This is a genomic window from Pseudoalteromonas sp. P1-13-1a (genome assembly GCF_001401875.1).
Taxonomy (GTDB): Bacteria; Pseudomonadota; Gammaproteobacteria; order Enterobacterales; family Alteromonadaceae; genus Pseudoalteromonas.
The window spans coordinates 1-24,016 of sequence record NZ_LKDV01000040.1; the positions used below are offsets into that span (position 1 = coordinate 1).

Here is a 24,016-nt window from a genome sequence, read left to right on the forward strand (position 1 = left end):
AGTGTCCCCATCGTCTAGAGGCCTAGGACACCGCCCTTTCACGGCGGTAACAGGGGTTCGAATCCCCTTGGGGACGCCACTTACTATTTGTAGTAGGGTAGTGTTATTAAAAGCTCGCCTGAAACGAGTTAAACCATTCAGTTGTCCTAGTGACACAGAAAACGTTTTTGAGAAGATAATGCCATTTGCCTCGCAGGCTCGGTCTCATCTTACTTAGAAATAGCAAATCAGTGATTTGCAAAGCAATTTCTGCGTCCCCATCGTCTAGAGGCCTAGGACACCGCCCTTTCACGGCGGTAACAGGGGTTCGAATCCCCTTGGGGACGCCACTTACTATAAAGTACGGTATTAAGTAGTGTGACACCGCACTCTCTATGCACGACGCTATCAAAAGTACTAATCTCTTTGAGATGCCACTTACTATTTTAGTAGTGTATAAATCTATTACTTCCTTAGCTCTATCCAGTGCATTAATTTCTATCGTTTATCCGCCAAAACTTTAGTTTTACACTTTTAAACTTCTCAATATCTAAAAACCTATCTGTTTAATTAATAATCACCTACGTATAGTTGCTTTGGTTTCAAGACAGATCCGCAATAATAATTATTCATTTACAGTGATAAATTTTTTGCTAGCTGCGTTAAAAATACATACCTATAACTACATGTGTAGATAAAATGGGTAGCACAACTAAATTACTAATTACTCTAAACTATATTTATTCACCCTTTAAATAGCGTACGCAATAAAGCCAGTACAAAATATTCAGCATTTATAAAGCGCTGTGCTGCTAGCCTTTTAGTTTAATTTCTCATTACTTGGAGTTAATTATGGCAAGTGGTTGGGCGCGAGATGGCGCAATTCAAGATCAAATCGATGCAAGTGTTAATGACGCAGTGCAATATGCAAGGCAAAATTTAATCTCTGGCGCGAGTGCCGAATTCTGTGATGAGTGTGATTGTGAAATACCACAGGCACGCAGGTTAGCACTGCCAGGTGTTAGGCATTGTGTGGCATGTCAAAGTGAGCTTGAGGCTAAAGGTAAGGCCGTATCAGGTGTAAACCGCCGCGCAAGTAAAGATAGTCAACTAAGGTAAAGGTGCAAATAGGCACCTTTTGATAAATTCTTTACCTTGATCGCGAGGTTTGTAACCGAGTGAGCTCGATAACCGCCCTGCGTTATTTTAATGACTTATATCCATGTAAGAATAAGCAAAAATAGAGCAAAGCTTCCGCATTTTGATCGCACCCCTTACCAACACCCATTAATGGGATTAGTTTCTCTTTTTTTGAATAAGCTCAATTGAATAGCCATCAGGGTCTTTCACAAAAGCAATTTCTGTTGTACCGCCTTTGACTGGTCCGGGCTCTCGGCTGACGTTTCCACCTGCGGCCTTAATGTCATCACATGCTTTGTATATATCGTCAAATTCAATAGCTATATGGCCATAGGCATTACCCAAATCGTAGTTATTTTGATCCCAGTTATAAGTAAGCTCTAAAACGGTATTATTATCCTCTTCTCCATACCCTACAAAAGCCAATGTATAACGATACTCTTCATTATCAGAGCGGCGTAATTCTTTCATTCCTAAAATCTGTGTATAAAAAGAAAGTGACTTTTCTAAGTCGGCTACACGCAACATCGTGTGTAATAAACGCATTTAGGTTACCTCTGTGAGTTTAAAGTTAAATAGGTGGGGAAGCATAGCGCCAGATGGAGATAATTCATAGCCATATCAAGGCACCTGAGCTAGCTGTATACCTAACCCCTTATTTTATACCAACCCCGTAATAATACTTAATCATTTTTAGGGCCTAAAATTAATCAAATTGGTATTAAACACCCTCGTTTAGAACAATTAAATAACTAATTTTGCCTAGCTACCAACACGTTTATCTATTCTCGAAATAGCTCACTTAATTAAGCGGATAGGCATTATCTCTTTTTTAATAATAATTTTGTTTCAATAAGTTATTTGAGTATTCATTGCGTTACATGTACTTGCAATAGGTCAGACTTTTGCCACGTAAGTTTGCCTTGTTTTCACTGAGAGCCTTTAGCTTATGACATTAATTTAAGTATCAATGCGATTTAATATGTAAATAAACCTTTGGACTTTAATTAAGGTAAACGTGGTTACACGAGGCATTTGCACCCTTACATAGGCAGAAAATTAGAATACTAAATTCGTGTTATTACCATCAATAGGTAAGTGCACAGTGTATGTATGGTTACGGTATTTAAGTGTGTTGGCACAGGTGTAGTAACTTATTGGTCAACCTATTTTTTATTAGCCCCTAACCAATGAAGGTAAAAGTATGTTTAATTAATTTTATTTACGAATAGCTATTAACCCTATGATTACTGGTTTCTTTTTGTTTCACATGGATTGAATTGTAAATTACCTTGGTTTACAAAGTTAACTTATTGGTTGACAATAATGGTGTATGGTAATACAGTTTTTGCATACCAATTGGTAAGCTGTTTGGTTTTAGCTTCTCCAAGGTATTAAAAAATAATAAAAGTAATGCTAAGCGTAGCCTAATAAATACGTAACCGGTCAGCAATTTACAGCGTGTAATTAACCTTTTATTACTCGCTAAATAGGAATAACGAGGCTGGTTATCTATTCAAAAGAGCATGCTCAGGGTTATTTTACACATTGAACTAAACGACACAGCGTACCTATTTATGGGGTAAATCATTATTCGTACTCATAAAAGCACGCGCCATCATATTTAGGAGTTATTCATGTCTAAACCAGTAATCGGTTTTATCGGCCTTGGCTTAATGGGCGGCAATATGGCCGAAAACTTACAGAACAAAGGCTATGAGCTTATTGTTATGGATTTAAATAAAGATGCGGTTGCTGCATGCGTTAGCAGAGGCGCAAAAACAGCAAGCACTGCAAAAGAGCTCGCACAAGGTGCAGACATAATTATGTTTTGTTTAACAACATCTGCAGTTGTTGAAAAAATTGTGTACGCAGAAGATGGTATTTTAGCGGGTATTAAAGAAGGCGCGGTATTAATTGATTTTGGTACATCAATTCCTTCGTCGACTAAAAAAATTGGTGCTGATCTAGCTGCTAAAGGCGCAGGCATGATTGACGCACCACTAGGGCGTACTCCAGCCCATGCTAAAGACGGCCTATTAAATATTATGGCAGCGGGCGATATTGAAACGTTTAATAAAGTTAAGCCTGTACTTGAAGATCAGGGCGAAAACGTATTTCACCTAGGTGAGCTTGGCGCAGGTCATACGACTAAATTAATCAATAACTTTATGGGCATGACCACCGTATGTGCTATGTCACAAGCGTTTGCTGTAGCAGACAAAGCGGGTGTAGATCGCCAGCAACTATTTGACATCATGTCGACGGGGCCTTCTAGCTCTCCATTTATGCAATTTTGTAAAAACTACGCGGTAGACAATGTAAGCGACCTTGGTTTTTCAATTGCAAATGCAAACAAAGATTTAGGCTATTTCCTACAAATGGTTTCAGACCTTGGGACTGAATCAAAAATTGCCGAAGGGTCATCTGCTAATTTACAAGCGGCATTTGATGCAGGTATGGGCCAAGGCAACGTGCCAGAAATTTTTGATTACTTTAAAACTCTAGAAAAATAATACCAACAACATTGGGTGCTTTAACGTAGTTAAAGCACCAAAACACACACAACATCAATTGGCTAGATTTAATCTGCTTTGTGCAATGAGTGCAGTATTACTATTGATAAGGCATTACTTCCGGTCACACTGAAAAAGAGTTATCTATGCGTTTAATTAATATAATAAAGCTTAGCCTAGTTCTTATTGGGTGCACATCCACACAATTGGCAGCCAAAGATTATTTTGTAGACACTGAACAAGCTTTTCAAGAAATCTCTGACAAACTGGTTGCCGGCGATAAAGTAACTCTCAAAGACGGTACGTGGTCTAATTTTGAAATTTTATTACAAGGCCAAGGCACCAAAAACGCCCCTATAAAGCTTACAGCACAAACTAAGGGTAAGGTTATTCTATCAGGGCAATCTAATTTAAGACTGGCGGGTTCATTCTTAGAAGTGTCAGGGCTGGTATTTAAAAATGGTTATACGCCTAGCTCAGCCGTAATTGAGTTTCGTAAAAATAAAGATGAACTTGCTACCCACTCGCGTGTAACTGAGGTTGTTATCGATAACTACAATAACCCAGATAAGCGTGAATCTGACTATTGGGTGGCGCTATATGGTAAACACAATCGTTTTGATCACAGCCACTTAGTAGGTAAGCGTAACAAAGGTGTTACAGTTGCTGTAAGGCTTAATAGTGAGCAAAGCCAACAAAACCATCATCAAATTGATCATAACTTCTTTGGCTATCGCCCAACTTTTGGGTCAAATGGCGGTGAAACACTGCGCATTGGGACTAGCCACTATTCTTTAAGTGATTCATTCACTCTAGTTGAAAACAACTACTTTGAACGTACAAACGGCGAAGTAGAAATAATCTCTGTTAAATCAGGTAAAAACCACATTCGTAATAATGTGTTTTTTGAATCTCGCGGCACATTAACGCTGCGCCATGGTAATGGCAATGTTATTGAAGAAAATATCTTTTTAGGCAATGGCGTGGAGCACACTGGTGGCATTCGCATAATAAACAAAAATCAAACTGTAAAAAATAATTACTTAGAGGGCTTAACAGGCTATCGCTTTGGGAGTGGTTTTACGGTTATGAACGGTGTGCCTAACTCACCTATAAATCGTTACCACCAGGTAGAAAACGCGACAATTGAAAACAATACCTATGTAAATGTACGTCATATACAACTGGGTGCGGGTAGCGATAGCGAGCGCAGCGCAGCGCCAATTAATAGCGTAATGAAAAATAATCTTATTATTAATCAAAACGGCGAGCAGCCTTTTACAACCTTTGATGATGTAAGCGGTATTAAATTTAGCAAAAATGTAGCCAACACCCAGGTATTAAAAGAGTTAAATTACGGTGTTAAGCAGCAAGATGTAACACTCACTAGAGCTAGTAATGGTTTACTTTATCCTAAATCAAACAAAATAAGTGCAGGTGCTAAACGCGGTTTAAAGGTGCTAAACAAGGCCGACACCGGCGTTAGTTGGTATCCAAAAAAAGAACAAGTTGTGGCGTTTGATACGGGCAAAACTCACCCAGTTAAAGCGACTGCAGATGCATTACTAAACGCAATTAATACTGCACAAACGGGTGATGTATTAGAGCTGTCTGATGGCCAATACGATGTATCTAAACTCGTTAAAATAAATAAAGTGCTTACATTTAAAGCTAAACATGCTGGTAAAGCTAAGTTGACTTACCAACGTTCAACATTATTCGAAATTCATGATGGCGGTAGTTTAAAGCTCGATGGTTTAGTTATCTCAGGTGAAAATGCGCCCGATGCTATTAATAATAGTGTGGTACGCACTAAAAAGTGGGGCATGATTGATAACTACCGCTTTGAAATACACAACTCACAACTAACTAATCTTGATATTAATCATTCATTTCACTTTTTTGTAACGGGCAAAGGTGCGATGGCAGATGAAATCACGTTAGTAAATAACACCTTTAAAAATGTAACTGGCGATATTTTACGCCTCAATACCGAAATAGAAGATTTAGGTATTTATAACGCTGAGTATGTAACCCTTAAAAATAACACTTTTGATGAGGTGGCCGGTGCGGTTGTTAAGTTATACCGAGGAGGGAGCGATGAGAGCACCTTTGGTCCGCATTTATTAATGACTAATAACATCCTAACTAAAGTAGGTTTAGGTAAGCGAAACAAGGTGAATGCAAGTGTGTATGCACACGGTGTTCAAGTTACAAACATTATAAATAACAAATTTAGAAAATCTGCACAGGTTAAAATTGAGCACACGGTAGGTGAGCCAATAACAGCCATTACAGATAACACCTTTGATGCAACAAAAGCTCCAAGCGTAAAAGAACTACGTGTAGAGGGCCCTCACACGGCAACCATTAAAAATAATAACGTTTTAAATAAGGTGAACTAACAATGATTAATTTAACACAAAGTAAGTCATTATTTAAAACGGTGGGCGTGACTGTAAGTGCCTTAGTTTTATCGTTAAACGCCTACGCAGCGCATCCTAATTTGGTAATAACCAACGATGATGTACAGCAAATGCGTCAAGCAATTAGCAGTAATGAGCAGGGCAAATTTGCTAACGCATTTGAAGCGCTCAAAGCACAGGTAGACGAACAAATTAAAGGCCCTATTTCGGTACCTGTGCCTAAAGATGGTGGGGGAGGCTATACCCACGAGCAACATAAAAAAAATTATCAACTTATGTATAACGCGGGTGTTATTTATCAGCTAAGCCAAGATGAAAAATACGCACATTACGTACGTGATATGTTGCTTGCTTATGCCAAATTATACCCAACGCTCGATGTACATCCTAAGCGTAAAGTTAAGTCGCAAAACCCAGGTAAGCTATTTTGGCAAAGCCTTAACGAAGCTATGTGGCTTGTTTATACCATCCAAGCATATGATTTAGTTCACGACGCACTAAGCGATACGAATATCAAAACCATTGAAAATGACTTATTGCGCCCAGTCGCGTTATTTTTATCACAAGGCCAGCCATCAACCTTCAATAAAGTGCATAACCATGGCACCTGGGCTACAGCAGGTGTAGGCATGGCAGGGTATGTGTTAGATGAATCTGAGTGGGTTGAAAAATCTCTTTACGATTTAAATAAATCAGGTAAAGGGGGGTTTATTAAGCAGCTCGACATGCTGTTTTCACCACAAGGTTATTACAACGAAGGACCTTATTATCAACGCTTTGCATTACTTCCGTTTGTAACCTTTGCAAAAGCAATTGAAAACAATGAACCGCAACGGGATATTTTTGAATATCGTGACGGCATATTGCTCAAAGCAATTGATACCACTATTCAGCTAAGCTACAACGGTCTATTTTTTCCAATAAACGATGCCATAAAAAGTAAAGGTATTGATACGATTGAGTTAGTTCAAGGTGTAACGGCTGCGTATAGCCTGACTAACGATACGGGTTATCTAGATATTGCACAGTATCAAGATCAAGTGGTTCTAACTGGTGATGGTTTAAAAGTTGCTCAAGCGTTGGATGAAAATAAGCAAACGCCTTATGTGTTTAAATCAGTAGCGTTTGGCGATGGTAACGATGGCAAGCAAGGTGCATTGGTAGTAATGCGTACGCAAACTGGTGGCGACCAAGCACTTTTATTTAAACCTGCTGCTCAAGGCTTAGGGCATGGCCATTTTGATAAATTAACTTGGCAGTTTTACGACCATGGTAATGAAATTGTATCTGATTATGGCGCTGCACGTTTTTTAAATGTTGAAGCTAAATACGGCGGTCGTTACCTACCAGAGAACGAGACTTACGCAAAACACTCAGTGGCACACAATACGGTTGTGATTGATGAAACCTCGCATTTTAACGCTAATGTTAAAGTAGGTAATAATAATCACCCTAAGCTTAATTTCTTTGAGACAAACCAATACGGAACAGTCTCAAGTGGGCAAATAAGCACGGCTTATAAAGGCGTTGAGCTTGAACGCACCTTGGCATTAATTAATCTGCCTGAACTTGAAAGCACGCTTGCAATCGACATTTTTAATGTTAATGCAGATGCCTCCCATAAAATTGATTTACCGCTGCATTATAAAGGTCAATTAATTGATACCAGCTTTGAGTTACTTGGTAATACCAAAAGCTTAGCTGCGCTGGGTGATAAAAATGGTTACCAACATTTGTGGTTAAAAGCAAAGGCAAAGCCTGAAGAAGGTTTAGCAAAGGTAACATGGTTAAATGACAATGGCCGTTTTTATACTCAAACAAGCCTAGTGAAAGGGGATGAGTCTTTCTTATTTACGCAAATAGGCGCTAACGATCCGCATTTTAATCTTCGTAATGAAAATGGCTACATTCGCCGAGTAGAAGATAAAAAGCAGCATAAATTTATTTCTGTATTTGAGCCTCATGGTGAATACAACCCAAGTAAAGAATATACCCTAGAAGCGATTAGCCGTGTATCTTCACTTAAGTATGACGTACAAGCACATTTGGACCTAGTTGAAGTTAAAGTAAAAAATAACACCTACTTGGTTGCTATTAATAAAGCTGAGAAAGCAGCTAAACACACATTCACATATCAAAATAAAGCATTCACCTTAAATGGCCGTCTTGGCGTTTATGCGATGAAAAATAATCAGGAGTAAACAGGATGCAAAAGCAAAGTCCACACTTTTCATTTGGTAATGAAACCGAGATTGAAGATTTAGGTAATGGTTTAAAACGCCAAATGCTTGGCTATAACGAAGAGCTAATGGCTGTAAAAATTTGGTTCTCCGAGGGGGCGATTGGTTATAACCATGCGCACAGACATTCGCAAGTAACGTATGTTGTTGAGGGTGAATTTCACTTTAATATTGATGGCGTCACTAAAATCTTAAAAGCAGGCGATAGCTGTTTTATTCCTCCTTTTGCTGATCACGGTGCAACATGCCCAACTGGCGGTATTTTGATTGATACCTTTAGCCCAGCTCGCGAAGACTTTCTTGAGGAATAACCTATGAAAATTAAAGGCTTACGGTGGTGGGTCATTGTGCTGATTGCACTGGCTACCATTATTAATTACATCGACCGTCAAGCGCTTAGCGTTTTATGGCCAGATATTGTGGAAGAGATGTTCCCTGATGAATCTGCTTTAGAGCGTAAACAAATTTACGCAAATATTTCTATTGTTTTCGTGTTTGCTTATGCATTTGGCCAAGCTATTTTTGGCAAAATTTTTGACTGGGTGGGGACACGTTTTGGTTTTGTACTTTCAATAGGTGTGTGGTCTTTAGCCACGATTGCCCATGCATTTGCACAAGGAGTGCTTAGTTTAAGTATTTTCCGCGCAATTTTAGGTGTAGCTGAAGCGGGTAACTGGCCCGGAGCAGCTAAAGGTAATGCCGAATGGTTTCCAACTAAAGAGCGTGCTTTAGCGCAAGGTATATTTAATTCTGGTGCAGCTATTGGTGGCATTATTGCTATTCCGCTTATTGCATATTTAACTGTGTATTTTAGCTGGCAAATGGTGTTTATTTTTGTTGGTGCGTTAGGTTTTTTATGGTTAGTACCGTGGATTATTTTAGTAAAAGCGCCACCAGGCTCTCACCCTTGGATAAGTGAAGAAGAGCGCGAATACATTCTTACCGGACAACGACGCGTTGATGATAACGGCGATGTAACAAACGATGACGAAGAAGAATATAACCCCTCTACAGGTGAGTTACTTTCTCGTAAGCAAAGCTGGGGTGTAATTATAGCCTCTGCAGCTATTGATCCTATTTGGTGGTTGTTTGTATTTTGGATACCAATTTACCTAAACGAAGTGTACGGCATGGATGTTAAATCTATAGGTATTTATGGCTGGGTTCCTTATGTTGGTGCTATGTTTGGCGCTTGGTTTGGCGGATTACTCGCGCAAAACCGCCTAAAAGCAGGCTGGAATACTGATAAGACCCGTAAGCTGACAATTACACTGGGATGTTTAATTATGCTACCTGCTTTATTAGCTATGGCAAATCCAGGCGCGCCAGTAATTGCTGTACTTATTATGGCCGTTATTTTATTTGGCTTTCAAACCGCTATTGGTAACGTGCAAACCTTACCCAGCGACTTACTGGGTAAAAAAGCGGTAGGAACGCTGTCGGGCTTTTCTGGTATGGCCGCTAAATTAGGTGCTGTAGGGCTTACGTCACTGGTTCCGATTTTAACCGCTGATGGTAATTATACACCGGCGTTTGTAATAGGGGCATCTTTAGCGATTATTGCAATGGCGGCTGTATGGATTTTAATTCCAAAAATTGAACCATTAAAAAAGCCTAACTAATTTGTTGGCAATGGCTGTATTTTTACAGCCATTTACTACCTAAGGTAAGTGATAATAATGAAAAATATTTACTTTATTGGCGAATGCATGATTGAGTTAAGAGCGACCGTTCCCTCTACATTGCACCAGTCATTTGCAGGTGATGTATATAATTCGGCAGTTTACTTAAAGCGTTGCTTTCCAAAGATCACAACCTCAGTGATAACCGCTTTAGGGAAAGATAACTTAAGTAAAAAAATGCGTGAGCGTTTTGCAAGTGAACAATTAAATACAGATTATGTATTTGCTCACAACAGTAAAGTCCCTGGTATGTATTACATAGAAACGGACGAGCAAGGCGAACGCAGTTTTATTTATTGGCGCGATGATTCAGCAGCAAAAAAGGTGGTTGAATTTATTAGCCCTGAGCTAGTTAAACAGCTGTCATCGGGCGATATGTTTTTCTTTTCGGGGATTTCGTTAGCTGTAATAGAAGCACAAGCACGGCCGCAGTTTTGGGACATAGTTAAACAGCTTAAAACCGCAGGTGTGAAGATCGTATTTGATCCTAATTACCGCGCAAGACTATGGGATAACGTTGAGCAAACTAAAGCGCAGTATCATAGCGCGTTTAGCTTAGCCGATATTACTTTGCCGGGTGTTGAAGACTTAGAAACACTTTACGACGTCAAGAGCGTAGAGGCCGTTATTGATTATTTAGCACCGTATAACATCAATGAAATTGTAGTCAAAAACGGCCCTGACTCGGTTATTACAAAAGAGGCTGGCATAGTGCAAAGCCACAAAATTACACCGGTTAAAAACGTGATTGATACAACCTCCGCTGGTGATGCCTTTAATGGTGTGTATTTAGGCGCGCGTTTAGATGGGCGACCTATTGATAAGGCTGTTGAACTTGCCGCGCAAGCCGCTGGCGCTGTTATTCAGCAACCCGGTGCCATTGCACCAAAAGATGTATTTCAACAAGCCATGGCTAAATCAGGCTTGTAACTGGCTAATGTACTCAATATATAACACTAAGTAGCACGATTATCTAAAATAAGGGAAACAACGCATGACTCGCTTTTCTGAACTAATGGCAGGGCAAACTCTGCTACCTATAATTCAAGCAGATACGCCAGAGCAAGGTGTTAACATCGCTAAAGCAATGGCAGAAGCAGGCCTAACATTGGTAGAGGTTGTTCTAAGAACAGATGCATCAATTGATGCGCTCAAGGCCATTAAAGAGCAAGTTCCTCAGTTAAAAGTGGGCGCAGGCACGGTTATTGACGAGACAATTTTAAAGCAAGCGCTAGAAGCAGGCTCAGATTTTATAGTAACACCTGCTGTATCGCCTACACTATTAAATGAGCTGGTAAAGTGTAACGTACCTGTATTGCCTGGTGTATCAAATACAGGTGATATTTTAATGGCACTTGAGTATGGTTTTGAAGAGCAAAAACTTTTCCCTGCTTCTTTGGCTGGTGGCGCGCCGTTTGTGTCGGCCGTTTCATCTGTATTTCGTGCAGTGAGTTTTTGCCCTACCGGCGGTGTAAGTGAAAAAAATAAAATGGATTACTTGTCGTTAAATAATGTATTTGCAGTAGGTGGTACCTGGGTTGCAAAAAAAGAGTGGGTAGCACAGGGTAACTGGCAAGCGATCACAGACTCTTGTATCGAGGCTTTAAAATAGCAAGGAGCAAAAAATGAATTATTTAGCCCCAACGATTGCGCCCGGTGTTGTTGTTGGCGATGAAGTAAGCGAAGTGTACAAACACGCACGAGCACATCAATATGCATTGCCAGCAGTAAATGTAGTGAGTACATCATCTATTAACGCGACTTTAGAAGCCGCAAGAGAAGTGAAGTCGCCGGTCATTATTCAGCTATCTAATGGGGGAGCACAGTTTTTTTGTGGTAAAGGTTTAGCTCTTGAGGGGCAACAGTCTGCTGTTGTAGGCGCAATAAGTGCTGCACATTATGTGCATAATGTAGCTAAGCACTATGGTGTTGCTGTAATGTTACATACAGATCATGCTGCAAAAAAACTACTGCCCTGGATTGATGGTTTGCTAGATGAAGGTGAAAAATACTTTGCACAAACAGGCAAGCCCCTTTTCTCATCACACATGATCGATCTTTCAGAAGAGCCACTGGAAGAAAATATAGAGATTTGTGAACGTTATTTAGCGCGTATGGCAAAAATAGGCATGACACTTGAAATAGAGTTAGGGTGCACCGGTGGAGAAGAAGATGGGGTTGATAACTCCCATCTCGACAGCTCGGCTTTGTACACTCAACCTGAAGATGTAGCTTATGCTTATAAGCGTCTGAGTAAAATAAGCCCTAATTTCATTATTGCAGCTTCGTTTGGTAATGTTCACGGTGTTTATAAACCGGGTAATGTAGTGCTAACACCAAGCATATTGCGCGAGTCACAAGCCTATGTAGCTGAAAAATTTAATCTTGAACATAACGCGATCAATTTTGTTTTTCATGGGGGGAGTGGTTCAGAACATTGCAAAATTGCAGAATCGCTTACCTACGGGGTGGTAAAAATGAATATTGATACCGACACACAATGGGCGAGTTGGAATGGGGTATTAAACTATTATCAAGAAAAGCAAGATTACTTACAGGGCCAAATAGGCAACCCTGATGGTGAAGATAAACCCAATAAAAAATACTATGACCCACGCGTGTGGTTACGCCAGTCGGAGCAACATATGATGGCACGCCTGATTCAATGTTTTGACGACCTTAATTGTGTGAACAGGTATAGCGCATGAAAAGACTGAATAAAGTTTTAAAAGAAGATGGTGTTGAAACCGACCTAATCATGTTAATCCGTACTCTGTTAGCAACCACAAAAGAGATAGCGTTTAGAGTAAGCCAAGGTGAGCTTGCGGGTGTATTGGGCTCTACCCTTAACGAAAATATACAAGGTGAAGTTCAAAAAAAGCTAGATGTTATTGCTAATCAGCTTTTAAAAGACACTTTAATTGATGATGAATTGGTCAAAACAGTGGCATCTGAAGAAGAAGACAACGCAGTAGGTGCACACCCTGATGGTAAGTATATTGTGGCGTTTGATCCTCTCGATGGTTCATCAAATATTGATGTTAATGGACAAATAGGTACTATTTTTACCATTTACCCAGCAAAAGCAGATGTACCTTACGATAGTGATGAGCAATTTAATCAACCCGGTACTAATCAGGTTTGTGCGGGCTACGTGCTGTATGGGCCATCGTCGTTACTTGTGATGACAACAGGTGGACCAACCCGCTGTTATACGCATGATTTAACCCACGGCGGCTTTTTGCTTACTAAGCCAGAACTTAAGGTGTCGAGTAAAAGCCGTGAGTTCTCGGTTAATATGGCAAATTACAGATATTGGGATGAAGCCACGCAAGTTTACTTTGATAAATTACTGTATACATCAGAAGAATTTGCTAAAAGCTCAATTCGCTATAATGCGGCTATGGTCGGTGATGTGCACCGCATATTATGCCGTGGTGGGGTATTTATGTATCCACAAGATACGCGTTCTGGTAATGAAAATGGTAAAATACGGTTACTTTACGAAGCCAACCCATTGGCGATGTTAACTGAAAACGCAGGTGGTATAGCCACCTCTAAAGGCATGCGTATTTTAGATATTCACCCAGAGGATCTGCATCAACGTGTGCCTGTTATTTTAGGCTCTAGTGAACCGGTAGCTTATTTTAACTCTACGGTTTATTGAACTAGGGGCGTGTTGATCTTTGATGGTTAAATTTGCAGCAGTGTGTTTGCTTTAGGCAAAGCCTATGAAGTGTGGTTATTTCACATAGATAGGCGATAATGCAGCATAAATACCAAACACGCGGTTGCCCTTCGGATTCTGCCTAGGGGCTATAAATTCTTTGTTGCCTATATGGATGTAGGTAAGTGGTGTTAGCAAGGCGCGCAAGCTTTGCTCGAAATTTTCTTACCCTTACAGGAATGTAACTCATTAGAATAACGCAGGAGCAGTTATCGAGCCCACAAGGTTACAAATCTTACGCCGCGATTTAATCGCCCCTAGATTGAACACATCTCAATCCGCAAAGATCAACATGCCTTGGCATAAGGTCTATTTAATAATGTAATAACAATTTAAGCCGCTGCACGGGCATATATTCAACGCAGTGGCTTCACCTCAAACATGAACACATCAATAATTTCATGCCTATTACGCTCCCTGTAAATACTTAGCTCTACGTTTCGGTAAAACCAATTTCTTATACTCTTTGATGGTCAACATATTTATTATATCAATATTGGTAATAACAATATTTTATTAATGATATGTGCAAGTAAACTTTTAATTAATAAAATGTGATGATTTTTGAACGAATATAGTGGTAAAAGTGTTTTTATTATGATTATATTACCAAGTTGGTTAACAATGAGGCGTAAAAATAAAATAATTTGGTAATAACACACTGGGTATTTGGTAAATCACACATAACACATGCTAAATACTAAACCACACAATAAAGGAGAATAGAGCCATGATGAAATTAAAACATTTTGCATTATGTGCTGTTGCAGCTGCCATTATAGGTTGCGACACAGATTCAAATAATAATAACAATACATTGGGCTCTATTGCTCTAACAGGCACAGCGCTAACTGGCGAAACATTATCGACCAGTGTAAATGATGCAGATGGTATTTCTGGCGAAGTAAGCTACTACTGGTATGCCGATGGACAAGTTATTAGTGGTGCTAATGACGCAACGTTTACATTAACCGATGAGCAAATTGGTTTTGCGATTACTGCACAAGCGCTTTATACAGATGACAGCGGCGTTAATGAATCGCATTTAAGCGAGCCAACCGATGAAGTGACAGCTATTCCTTTTGCGGCCACAGTAGAAATTAATGGTGATGCAATTATTGGGAATGAGCTAAGTGCTAGTGTGGCGGATGAAAATGGCTTCGATCCAGCGCTTGTAACTTATACGTGGTTTGCAGATGATGAGGAAATTGCTGATGAAACCTTAGCAACCTTCACAATTACCGAAGCGCAATTAGGTAAAGTTATTACTGTAAATGCAGTGTTTGAAGATAGCAGAGGCTTTGCAGAGTCAGCTACATCAGCTGCGACAGCGCCAGTAGAACGCGCGAATTCAGAAGGGTCGGTGGCTATTGTTGGTACGCCTACGATTGGTAATACACTAACGGCTGAAGTTACCGATGAAGATGGCGCAAGCGGCACAATCACTTATCAGTGGTTTGCAGATACTATAGCTATTGAAGGTGCAACACAAAGTACTTATGTTGTTGATGAATCACTACTTGGCCAAGTTATCACTGTGCAGGTTACTTACACAGACGATCATGGTTTTACCGAAGACAACCTATCACAGGCAACCATTGCAGTTTCAGCTGAAGCTGTAGATGAAGCGGGTAGCATTACCATTTCAGGCGCTATGCCTTATTTAGTGACTAGCGAATTAACCGCTGAAATTAGCGATAACAACGGTGTAGATGAGCAAAACGTTACCTACACCTGGCTTGCTGATGGCGTAGCAATAGCAGACACTAACAGCAAAACGTTTACGCCAACTAATCAAGCTGGCGCGATTATATCGGTGACGGCGAGTTACACCGATAACGATGGCTTTTCAAGCACAATTACCGGTACTGCCGATACTGTAGTGTACACGCAAGTAATAAGCGATGCAGGCGCGCTATTAGGAGCTATAAATGCAGGTCTTGCTGATGGCGACGTGATTGGTTTAAATACCGGCGTATATGCCGATCTTGATGCCATTATGCTAACTAGTGCAGCAACGCTTAAAGCCGTTGAAGGGCAAAGCCCGGTAATTAGTGGTGAACTTTGTATTCATGTAGCCAGCGGTGTTGATGGCGCAGGTATTGAAGGACTTACTTTTAAAAATATTGATACTAAATCGGGCGGCTTTTGTGAAACCGAAGAAGACGCTGTTATTTATTCTGAGGGTGACAACTTCACATTTACTCAAAATACTATCGATGGTGAAGCACAGACGTTAAATAACTCCACTTACCACTGGTTAATGCTTAAAGGCGATGGCGCAATGGTTGAGCGTAATACCTTTGCAAACCGCGATAAAGCAGAAAATGGTTCGGTGATTAAAATGTCATCGTCAAGTACTAACCACGTTATTCAATATAACCTTTTCACAGGCTCAAGCAGTAATCCAAATTTTGGTAACTCTAGCCTGCACTTAATTAACGCAGGCAGTACCACAGGTACAGACGCAGCTGTAGATGCAAACTTTACTATTCAATACAACCGTGTAGAAAACTTTGTTACAGGTCGTCGCTTAATGCGCGTACAAACCTCTGGCGCGACGATTAAAGGCAATACCATTTTAAATCCAAATGGCGGTATTTCACTTGAAGATGGTGGATTTAATACGGTATCAGACAACGTTATTATTCGTACCACAGATATTGCAAGCTCAAGCGATCGACCAGCTGGTGTATTAATTACGCCTTTAGGCCACACAGTAAGCAATAACTACATTGCGGGTATTCGCTCAGGTAATAAAGAAGCAGGTGGTATTGTATTTACAGCGAATCCATTCTCACAAGCTGATGGCGGAGTGCCAAATGGAGGTAACCAAGCTGTGCTTGATGGTGCAGGCGACTTTACCCTTAATGTGACTAACAATACCGTACTTAACTCACAGCAACCTTTTGTATTTAGTACAGAAATAGGATCAAAAGCACCGGTAGGTGATTGTGATGAGCTTACCGCAGACAACGCACCTGTATTGTACGGTTTAACAAAAAATGCATTTGAAATTAACTTTAACGGTAATTTAAATGCCAATGGGGTGGGCGATCAAACTGATGAAGACACGATACAAAATAGCGCGCTTGTTTATGGTTTCTTTTACCCTAACACGCTGTCGAGCGATCATTCATTTGAGTACGACTGTGACCTAATTAATCATACTGAATCATTGTTCTCAAACAGCTTTGGCTTTAGTGACAGCTATGAGTCGGGCGATGCGAGTGATTTATGGGTTGATATTAGAAACGTAAATGGCAATGGTGAATACGACACCGATGGCGCTATTGACCAAGACCCAGAAGCAAATGGTAAAGAAGTCCCTGAATTTGTAACCGGTACAAGTACGCTGCTTGAGACTGACGCAAATGGTGCACAAGCCTTAGCAGGTGCAAGAAACTTATACTACATCCAAAGCACTGATGTAGGTGCAGGCTCTACATGGGTGGCACAAGATGAATAAATCAATACTGCATATTATTAATTTTTATAAAAATAGCAAACTACGCACAACACACACAATGATAAAGGAGAACGCGGCATGTCGTTAAAAATGGATCGAAGGCATCAACATTCTACAAACAGCTCTGTTTGTAATCATTTTGCACTTTCACCTGCTGCTAAGCTAATTAGAGCAAGTTTACTTGCTGGTATGGCAGGTTCATTGTCATTTAATGCTTTTGCTCAGCAAGAAGCCCAAGAAAAAGTGACTGAAGTAGAGCAAGATGTAGAAATCATCAGCGTTACGGGTACTCGTAGAACCATACAAGATCAAATTGCAATAAAACGTGAGGCAACAACCGTTGTTGATGGTTTATCTGCCGAAGATATTGGTGATTTACCAGCGCTCTCAATTGGTGAAGCGCTTGAGTCTATCACCGGTGCTGCATCACACCGTGAAAACGGCGGTGCTACCGAAATTACTATTCGTGGTTTAGGTCCATTTTTAAGTGCAACTCATATTAACGGCCGTGAAGCGACCAATGGTAGTGGTGACCGCTCTGTTAACTTTTCACAGTTTCCATCAGAGCTTGTAAAAAAAATCGCTATTTATAAAACACAAGATGCATCAATGATTGAAGGTGGTGTAGCAGGTGTAATAGCCCTTGAAACAGTAAGTCCACTTGATTACGGTAAGCAGCGAGTTCAGGGTGAGGTTAAATTAAACTACAATCCCGATGAAAGTAATGTAGAAAACTCATTGCAAAGTGATACAGGTTACCGTGGTACGTTTAGCTATGTTGATCAATTTGAGTTTGCCGATGGCCAAGCCGTGGGTGTGTCTTTTGGTGTACAGCGACAAGATATTAGCCAACCAGAGGCCGAATACAGAAGCTCAAGCCCATCAGGGTCTTCACTTTGGGCATGTTTAAATGATCCGACAAATACCAATGAAGGCTTTTACAGAGGTAGTGCAGGGGACTGTGAAGACCAAGTAAGTGGTAGCAATAACCAAGGTTACCAAACTGCAATAGACCCAGAAACTGGTAAAGCTGAAAGCGACGGTACTCCTTATGCGTGGACAGGCAGTAGCCGCAGCTATCGCCAAAATGAAACATCTGATGAGCGCGACGCTATATTTTTTGCAATGCAATACCAGCCGTCATCTGAGTGGGATATTAACTTTGATGCACAGATTTCTGACAGAACGCAAAAAGAAGCACGTCACGATTTAATCTTTTTACAAAAACGCGCAACGCCTGGTTTAACAGGCCCAACACTGGTTACCAACGATGTTGGCGGAATTTTACATTGGGAAGGTGAAGAGCGTATTGAATCTGCGGGTGAGCAATTCTCACGTGAAGAAAACTACCAAGGCTACGGTATTAATATTGAGCACACATTTACTGATCGCCTTACTGTAAATCTTGATTTAGCGTATTCAAAAACTGAGCGTGAAGAGCTACAAATTTCTAACCGTGGTAGAACCGCAGACCGTAATTTATTTAGCTGGGATATGGGCGATGAAATTCCTCATTTCACGTTAACCGACTTTGATGTAACAGATATTTCTAACTTTACTGATAGCCTACGTACGCGTTTAGATCGTGAAAATGTACGTGAAAACGAAATCAAATCGGCACGTATTGATTTTAACTACGCGTTAGAGGGCGATATATTTACCAGTATTGAAGGGGGTATTAGAGCTTCTGAATTAAGCTTCACTCAGTTTGGTGGTAGCCAAGGTAATGGCTCTCGTAATGAATACACCATAGGTGATGACTCCGCATTAGAGATACTTCAAGGCTGTCAAATTGACTTCCCTGAATCTGACTTTTTATCGAGCGTATCTGATGGCGATTTAATAACAAATATAGATAGTAGCGGTAATGTAATAAGCTCAGGGACAGGTTCCTCGTGGGCAACGTACGATAACGTGTGTTTCTCTCAAGCTGTAGCAGCTACAGACGCTGATTATACAGGTGAGTTTGGTTACCCTGATGTAGAGTATGAAAATGCCGGTACCATAGATGTTACTGAAAAAACCACATCAGTGTACTTAATGGCAAACTACGACACTGAAGTATTTGGTAAGTTTATTCGTGGTAACTTTGGTCTGCGTATTGTTGATACTGATGTTACATCGGTAGGCTTTAGAACAAATTACACTGTAGATGTAGATGAAACGACAGGGGCCGTAACCCTCGAGGAAGGGGATTCACTAGAAAGAACCGAAAGCGGCGGTGGTTATACTAAATACTTACCAAGCTTTAACTTAGTAGTTGATTACAGTGAAGACATTTTACTGCGTGCGGGTATTTACCGTGGTATGTCACGTGCTGACCCATCTGATTTAGGCTATGACCGCGACTTTGTAACAGACGATCAATCTGTTGCGTTATCGCTTTCTGACTTATTAACTGTAGATGGTTCTGGTAACCCTGATACTCAACCATTAATGTCATGGAACTACGACTTAGCCTTTGAATGGTACCCTAATGAAGATTCTATCTTAGCGCTAAGCCTATACTACAAACAGTTCCAAGGCGGCTTCCAGCAACAAACTGTGATTGAAGACTATGTGGTTGGCGGTGAAACAGTATCACTACCAGTGACTAACTCGGTAACAACCGATAATGATAGCGAAATACTGGGTTTAGAAGCCTCGTTCTCGTACCGTTGGGATAATGGTATTGGTGTAAAATTTGGCTATAACTTTGCAGATACTGACTTTGAGTTTGAAGATAGCTTATATGGCGATACATACGTTACCGACCTAGATGGCAATACCTCTCAACTAACTGCCGGTATTATTGAACCTGGTTCGGTGCCGGGTTTCTCAGAGCATGTATTTAGTAGCCAACTGTATTACCAAATAGGTGACTTTGATACGGCCATTATTTACAAATACCGTAGTGAATACTTCCAACCGTATACCAGTAATGGTACCCGCTTACGTTATGTTGATGCCGTAGGCGTTTGGGAAATGCGCGCATCGTATAAAATTAATAAACATTTCAGAATTAAAGCTGAGGCTATTAACTTGTTCAGTGCACCTAAATCACAAGATTTCTTTGTGGAAGATAACCTAGGTGAAGTAAACGACTACGGCCCACGTTTATTCTTAGGAATGAGCTTTAAACTGTAATAAATTAAAGAGCTCCCCAGTTTAAAACCCAATTAGTGCACTTCACTGGTTGGGTTTTTTATATAGAAGGCGAATATTACCCCTTCGATTTTTATAATGTATTACTAAATTAGCTTCGTTAAGACCGCACTTTCGCCCATTCTTTGAATTAGCCAAAAGTCTACTACCTTTATTCTGGTTGACCAATTAAGTCCTTAAAGCCAGCTAAATTTAAAAACAACCCACCATATATTAAAAAAATATATTGGCCCATTTGTATGAGTTTTAAACCAAGCTTGTATCAAATTTAAACTGTTTTTATGTTTAAAATCACATTAAATACAAGTGGTTATATTGTGGTAAGTGACTTTTGTGACTTTGTCATGCCGAATTTTACTTTATTGGTAATGGGTGTTTCTGCTTTTTTTACGTAAAATGGTTTACCAATAGGTTGACCTTTTGGTGTTTTGCTGTAAATATTAAGTTAACCATTTAGATAAATGGTAAGGCGTTTAATAAAAAATATATAGCGAGTTACACATAGCACTGACACACACAGGAAAAACTATGAATCACAAGTTATCAAAAATTACGCTAGCAGTTGTATCTGCCACAGCAATAAACCTTTCTATGCCCACACACGCACAGGAAGCAAAGCCAATAGCAGAAGATGATGTAGAAATCATCGAAGTATCTGGCATTCGTCAATCTCTTACTAATGCGCTGGCGGAAAAACGCTCTGCAGATAGCTTAGTAGAAATTATTCAGTCAGAAGATATTGGTAAACTACCTGATCAAAACCTCGCTGAAGTATTAGAAAACGTAACGGGTATCCAAATTACCCGTCAAGCGGGTGTAGGTACCGGTGTACAAATACGTGGTACAGATGCTAACCGCACCGAAATTAATGGTGTATCAACAGTAGGCTCAGGATCTGGACGAAGTGGTATAAGCTTTGAAGATGTTTCAGCGTCAATTATTTCAAGTTTAGAGGTAATAAAGTCGCCTGAAGCGAAAACAATAGAGGGCTCTGTAGGTGGTACTATTAACCTAAAAACCATTCGCCCTTTACATTTAAGTGAGCAGCTGGCGACAATAAGAGTACAAGGTGAAAGTAGCAGTTTAAGCACAGATAGTGGCTTACAACCTCGTTTTTCAGGTACCTTTGCTGATAACTGGGAAGGTGATTACGGTAAATTTGGTGTGTTATTGAGCGGTAGTTACGCAGAGCAAGATGTAACGGCGTTTCGCCCACGTGCTGACAGAGATAACATTATAACTGCAGATAGCGGTGTAGCCAGTGCACAGTCTTTTGATTTTTTACCTATTCAATTTTTTGTACAAGATTACGATAACTACGAATACGAAACTAAAAACTTTGTAGGTACTATTGAATGGGCGCCAAACGATAACACAAAGTTTTACTTTGATGCGGTGGTTAACGATCAAGAACGTCGCCAAGAAAGCTCTCGTGTACAAGCATCGGGTGTAAGTGCGCTTAACGATATTTCTGTGCCAGATGAATTTGAAACCGTAAACTTAGGCTCATTGGGCGGAACTAACTTAGGCTCAATTCAAGCGGCCTTACGTGGTGTAATTCCGGTTAATTTAGAAAATGATGATGACGATCCTAACCTTCGCTTTTCAAGCGATACTAACTCGCGTGTTACCGACAGTAATATTTTTAGACTCGGTGGCGAATGGCAAGGTGATAAGTGGTTTGTAAGTGCTGAAATTGCATCATCATCTTCAGATACAACTACGCCTAGCTTTAATACTACGCTTAACTTTATTAACCCTAATGTGCCGTTAGATGCGGGTGGTGGTAATGATAATAGTGTGCCATTTGAATATGACTTATCGGGTGGTGCTTTAGCGTTTGGCATTGCAGAAGGTGCAGAGTACGCGCCAACGGTTGAACAACTACTAGACCCTGCGAATGTAGTGCTACGCGATGTAAATATTGGTCAAGATACGGTTGAAAACTCTGAAGATGCGTTCCGTATTGATTCAACCTATTACACTGATTCAATCGTAACCTCTATTGATTTTGGTTACCGTTACAGTAAATCGCAAAGCAAACAAAACGAAATTACATCAAGCGTTGGCCTAAGAACAATGGCAGATAGCCCAACCGGTGATTTGTTTGCTGATTTATTAGTTGCAGGTCCTGATAACTTTAACGAAGCTGATGGTCGCTCGTTATACATTGCTGACTTTTTATTAATTGACCCAGAGCTTGTTGCATCAGATCCTGATGCGGTACTTGCAACATTACAAAACGCCATGACTGTGCATGGATCAAGCAAAACATTAAATGCACCAACATCTAGCTCATCTGGTTTTTTTGATATAGAAGAAATCACCCATGCGCTATATGCACAAGCTAACTTTGAGTACGAAATGGTACGCGGTAATATTGGTGTGCGTTATATTCAAACTGATGTTGAGTCTACGGGTAACTCAGTTACAGAAGATGGCAGTGGCAATGAGCTTGTGACCCGAATTACTAATAAATCTGACTATGACTTTATTTTACCACGCTTAAACCTTGTAGCTGATGTATCAGAAGATGTACTCGTGCGCTTTGGTGTGGGTAAAGATATACGTCGCCCTGATTATAACGATTTATCTACCTCTATTACTTACAGCACAAGCCCAAATGACGAAGTTGAATTTGGTAACCCAGCGCTTAAACCTGAAGAAGTGCTTTCTTATGACTTATCTGCTGAATGGTATTTTGATGAAGCGAGTGTTGTCAGTGTGGGTATATTCCATAAAACCCGCAAAGATTTACATGTAAATCAGTTAACATCGCCAGTTGAAGACCCTGTAACAGGCTACCGCGATTTAACAGATCCCTGTGAAGGCGGCGGTATATTTAACCCCATTGCAGATATAAACGTATTTGGCCCTGAAAATGGTCGTGGCGTATGTGTTGGTACAGAAACAAAAGTAAACGATAGTGGTGAAACAACCCAAAAAGGGATTGAGTTTGCGTTTCAATATGACTTATCGGGCTTTGAAGAAGACATTGGGTGGGCTTCTGGTTTTGGTGTGCTAGCTAACTACACAATCCAAGAATTCTCAGGTGGTGAAACCGAAAATACCGCAACATCAAGAGCGGGTAGTGTATTTGCTGCAACTACAGGTACACCCGGTATTGAAGTGAGTGAAATTCAAGGTTTACTAAATCTTTCTGAAAATGCGTACAACATTACCCTTTACTACGAAAAATTTGGCCTGTCAGCTCGTATGCGTTATACGTGGCGTGAAGGGTATCGTTCAAATGACTTCGGTAGTACGTCTAGCTTCCCATGGGGTTTCCCTGTGGTACAAGAAGACCGTGGCCAGCTTAATGCAAGTATTAGCTATGATGTGAACGAACAACTAAATATTGGCTTAGAGGCAGTAAATATTACTGAGTCTGAAATTAGCCAATCATGTGTAAACGAAAGCGCACTATTGTGCTTCCAAGGTTTAACTGACCGTCGTATTACACTGGGTGCAAGTTACCGTTTTTAAAAAGTATGTTGAGAGTGTGTAGCCTTTGAACGGGCGCTCAAAAGCAAGCCATTTGGCTTGCTTTTTTTTTGACCTTAAATTAGCCGCAGCTAGGAGTTAAAAAAAGGGCGGTGGTTCCTCTTGTGGGGGGGGGGAATGCACCCGTTTGCAAAAAATTGAGTGTGTGCTGTATGACTTGTTGGTTGTGGCGCATTCCCGTGTGGCTTA

14 protein-coding genes and 2 tRNA genes are annotated in these 24,016 nt (G+C 40.4%); 15 read left to right on the forward strand and 1 reads right to left on the reverse strand.

Annotated elements, in window-relative coordinates:
- Positions 1–3 precede the first annotated feature (3 nt).
- From AN391_RS17875 to AN391_RS17885, 3 genes are all read left to right on the forward strand, one after another.
- Positions 4–79, forward strand: a tRNA-Glu gene (locus AN391_RS17875).
- Positions 80–253: 174 nt separating this feature from the next.
- Positions 254–329: transfer RNA gene (locus AN391_RS17880), tRNA-Glu, on the forward strand.
- Positions 330–831: 502 nt separating this feature from the next.
- Complete coding sequence (locus tag AN391_RS17885) at positions 832–1,098, forward strand: DksA/TraR family C4-type zinc finger protein (protein ID WP_055016652.1); 267 nt, start codon at positions 832–834, stop codon at positions 1,096–1,098.
- Positions 1,099–1,275: 177 nt separating this feature from the next.
- On the opposite strand, the gene gloA is transcribed toward AN391_RS17885, so the two are convergent.
- On the reverse strand, positions 1,276–1,665 hold the full coding sequence (gene gloA, locus AN391_RS17890) for a lactoylglutathione lyase (RefSeq protein WP_055016653.1): 390 nt from the start codon (positions 1,663–1,665) through the stop codon (positions 1,276–1,278).
- A gap of 1,091 nt (positions 1,666–2,756) precedes the next feature.
- Here gloA and AN391_RS17895 point away from each other — a divergent pair.
- The 12 genes from AN391_RS17895 (at position 2,757) to AN391_RS17950 (ending at position 23,809) form a co-directional block, all read left to right on the forward strand.
- Complete coding sequence (locus AN391_RS17895; RefSeq protein WP_055016654.1) at positions 2,757–3,635, forward strand: NAD(P)-dependent oxidoreductase; 879 nt, start codon at positions 2,757–2,759, stop codon at positions 3,633–3,635.
- A 146-nt stretch (positions 3,636–3,781) separates the two neighbouring features.
- Positions 3,782–6,040: a chondroitinase-B domain-containing protein gene (locus tag AN391_RS17900; protein ID WP_055016655.1), complete on the forward strand. Its 2,259-nt coding sequence runs from the start codon at positions 3,782–3,784 to the stop codon at positions 6,038–6,040.
- 2 nt (positions 6,041–6,042) lie between these two features.
- Positions 6,043–8,262: a heparinase II/III family protein gene (locus AN391_RS17905; protein ID WP_152967914.1), complete on the forward strand. Its 2,220-nt coding sequence runs from the start codon at positions 6,043–6,045 to the stop codon at positions 8,260–8,262.
- Positions 8,263–8,267: 5 nt separating this feature from the next.
- Positions 8,268–8,612: a cupin domain-containing protein gene (locus AN391_RS17910; protein WP_055016656.1), complete on the forward strand. Its 345-nt coding sequence runs from the start codon at positions 8,268–8,270 to the stop codon at positions 8,610–8,612.
- Between the two features lie 3 nt (positions 8,613–8,615).
- A complete protein-coding gene (locus AN391_RS17915; RefSeq protein ID WP_055016657.1) occupies positions 8,616–9,923 on the forward strand; it encodes an MFS transporter in 1,308 nt (435 codons plus the stop codon).
- A 57-nt stretch (positions 9,924–9,980) separates the two neighbouring features.
- Complete coding sequence (locus AN391_RS17920) at positions 9,981–10,913, forward strand: sugar kinase (protein ID WP_055016658.1); 933 nt, start codon at positions 9,981–9,983, stop codon at positions 10,911–10,913.
- Between the two features lie 64 nt (positions 10,914–10,977).
- A complete protein-coding gene (eda, locus tag AN391_RS17925; protein WP_055016659.1) occupies positions 10,978–11,595 on the forward strand; it encodes a bifunctional 4-hydroxy-2-oxoglutarate aldolase/2-dehydro-3-deoxy-phosphogluconate aldolase in 618 nt (205 codons plus the stop codon).
- A gap of 13 nt (positions 11,596–11,608) precedes the next feature.
- Complete coding sequence (fbaA, locus tag AN391_RS17930) at positions 11,609–12,691, forward strand: class II fructose-bisphosphate aldolase (protein ID WP_055016660.1); 1,083 nt, start codon at positions 11,609–11,611, stop codon at positions 12,689–12,691.
- The gene (locus AN391_RS17935) at positions 12,688–13,650 is read left to right on the forward strand and encodes a class 1 fructose-bisphosphatase (protein WP_055016661.1); all 963 of its coding nucleotides are present in this window, start codon (positions 12,688–12,690) and stop codon (positions 13,648–13,650) included. Before fbaA ends, AN391_RS17935 begins: the two co-directional genes overlap by 4 nt.
- Before the next feature lie 793 nt (positions 13,651–14,443).
- Positions 14,444–17,179, forward strand: coding sequence for a poly(beta-D-mannuronate) lyase (locus tag AN391_RS17940; RefSeq protein WP_055016675.1), 2,736 nt, complete (start codon positions 14,444–14,446; stop codon positions 17,177–17,179).
- 78 nt (positions 17,180–17,257) lie between these two features.
- On the forward strand, positions 17,258–20,305 hold the full coding sequence (locus AN391_RS17945; protein WP_055016662.1) for a TonB-dependent receptor: 3,048 nt from the start codon (positions 17,258–17,260) through the stop codon (positions 20,303–20,305).
- A gap of 546 nt (positions 20,306–20,851) precedes the next feature.
- The gene (locus AN391_RS17950; RefSeq protein WP_055016663.1) at positions 20,852–23,809 is read left to right on the forward strand and encodes a TonB-dependent receptor; all 2,958 of its coding nucleotides are present in this window, start codon (positions 20,852–20,854) and stop codon (positions 23,807–23,809) included.
- Positions 23,810–24,016: the final 207 nt, after the last annotated feature.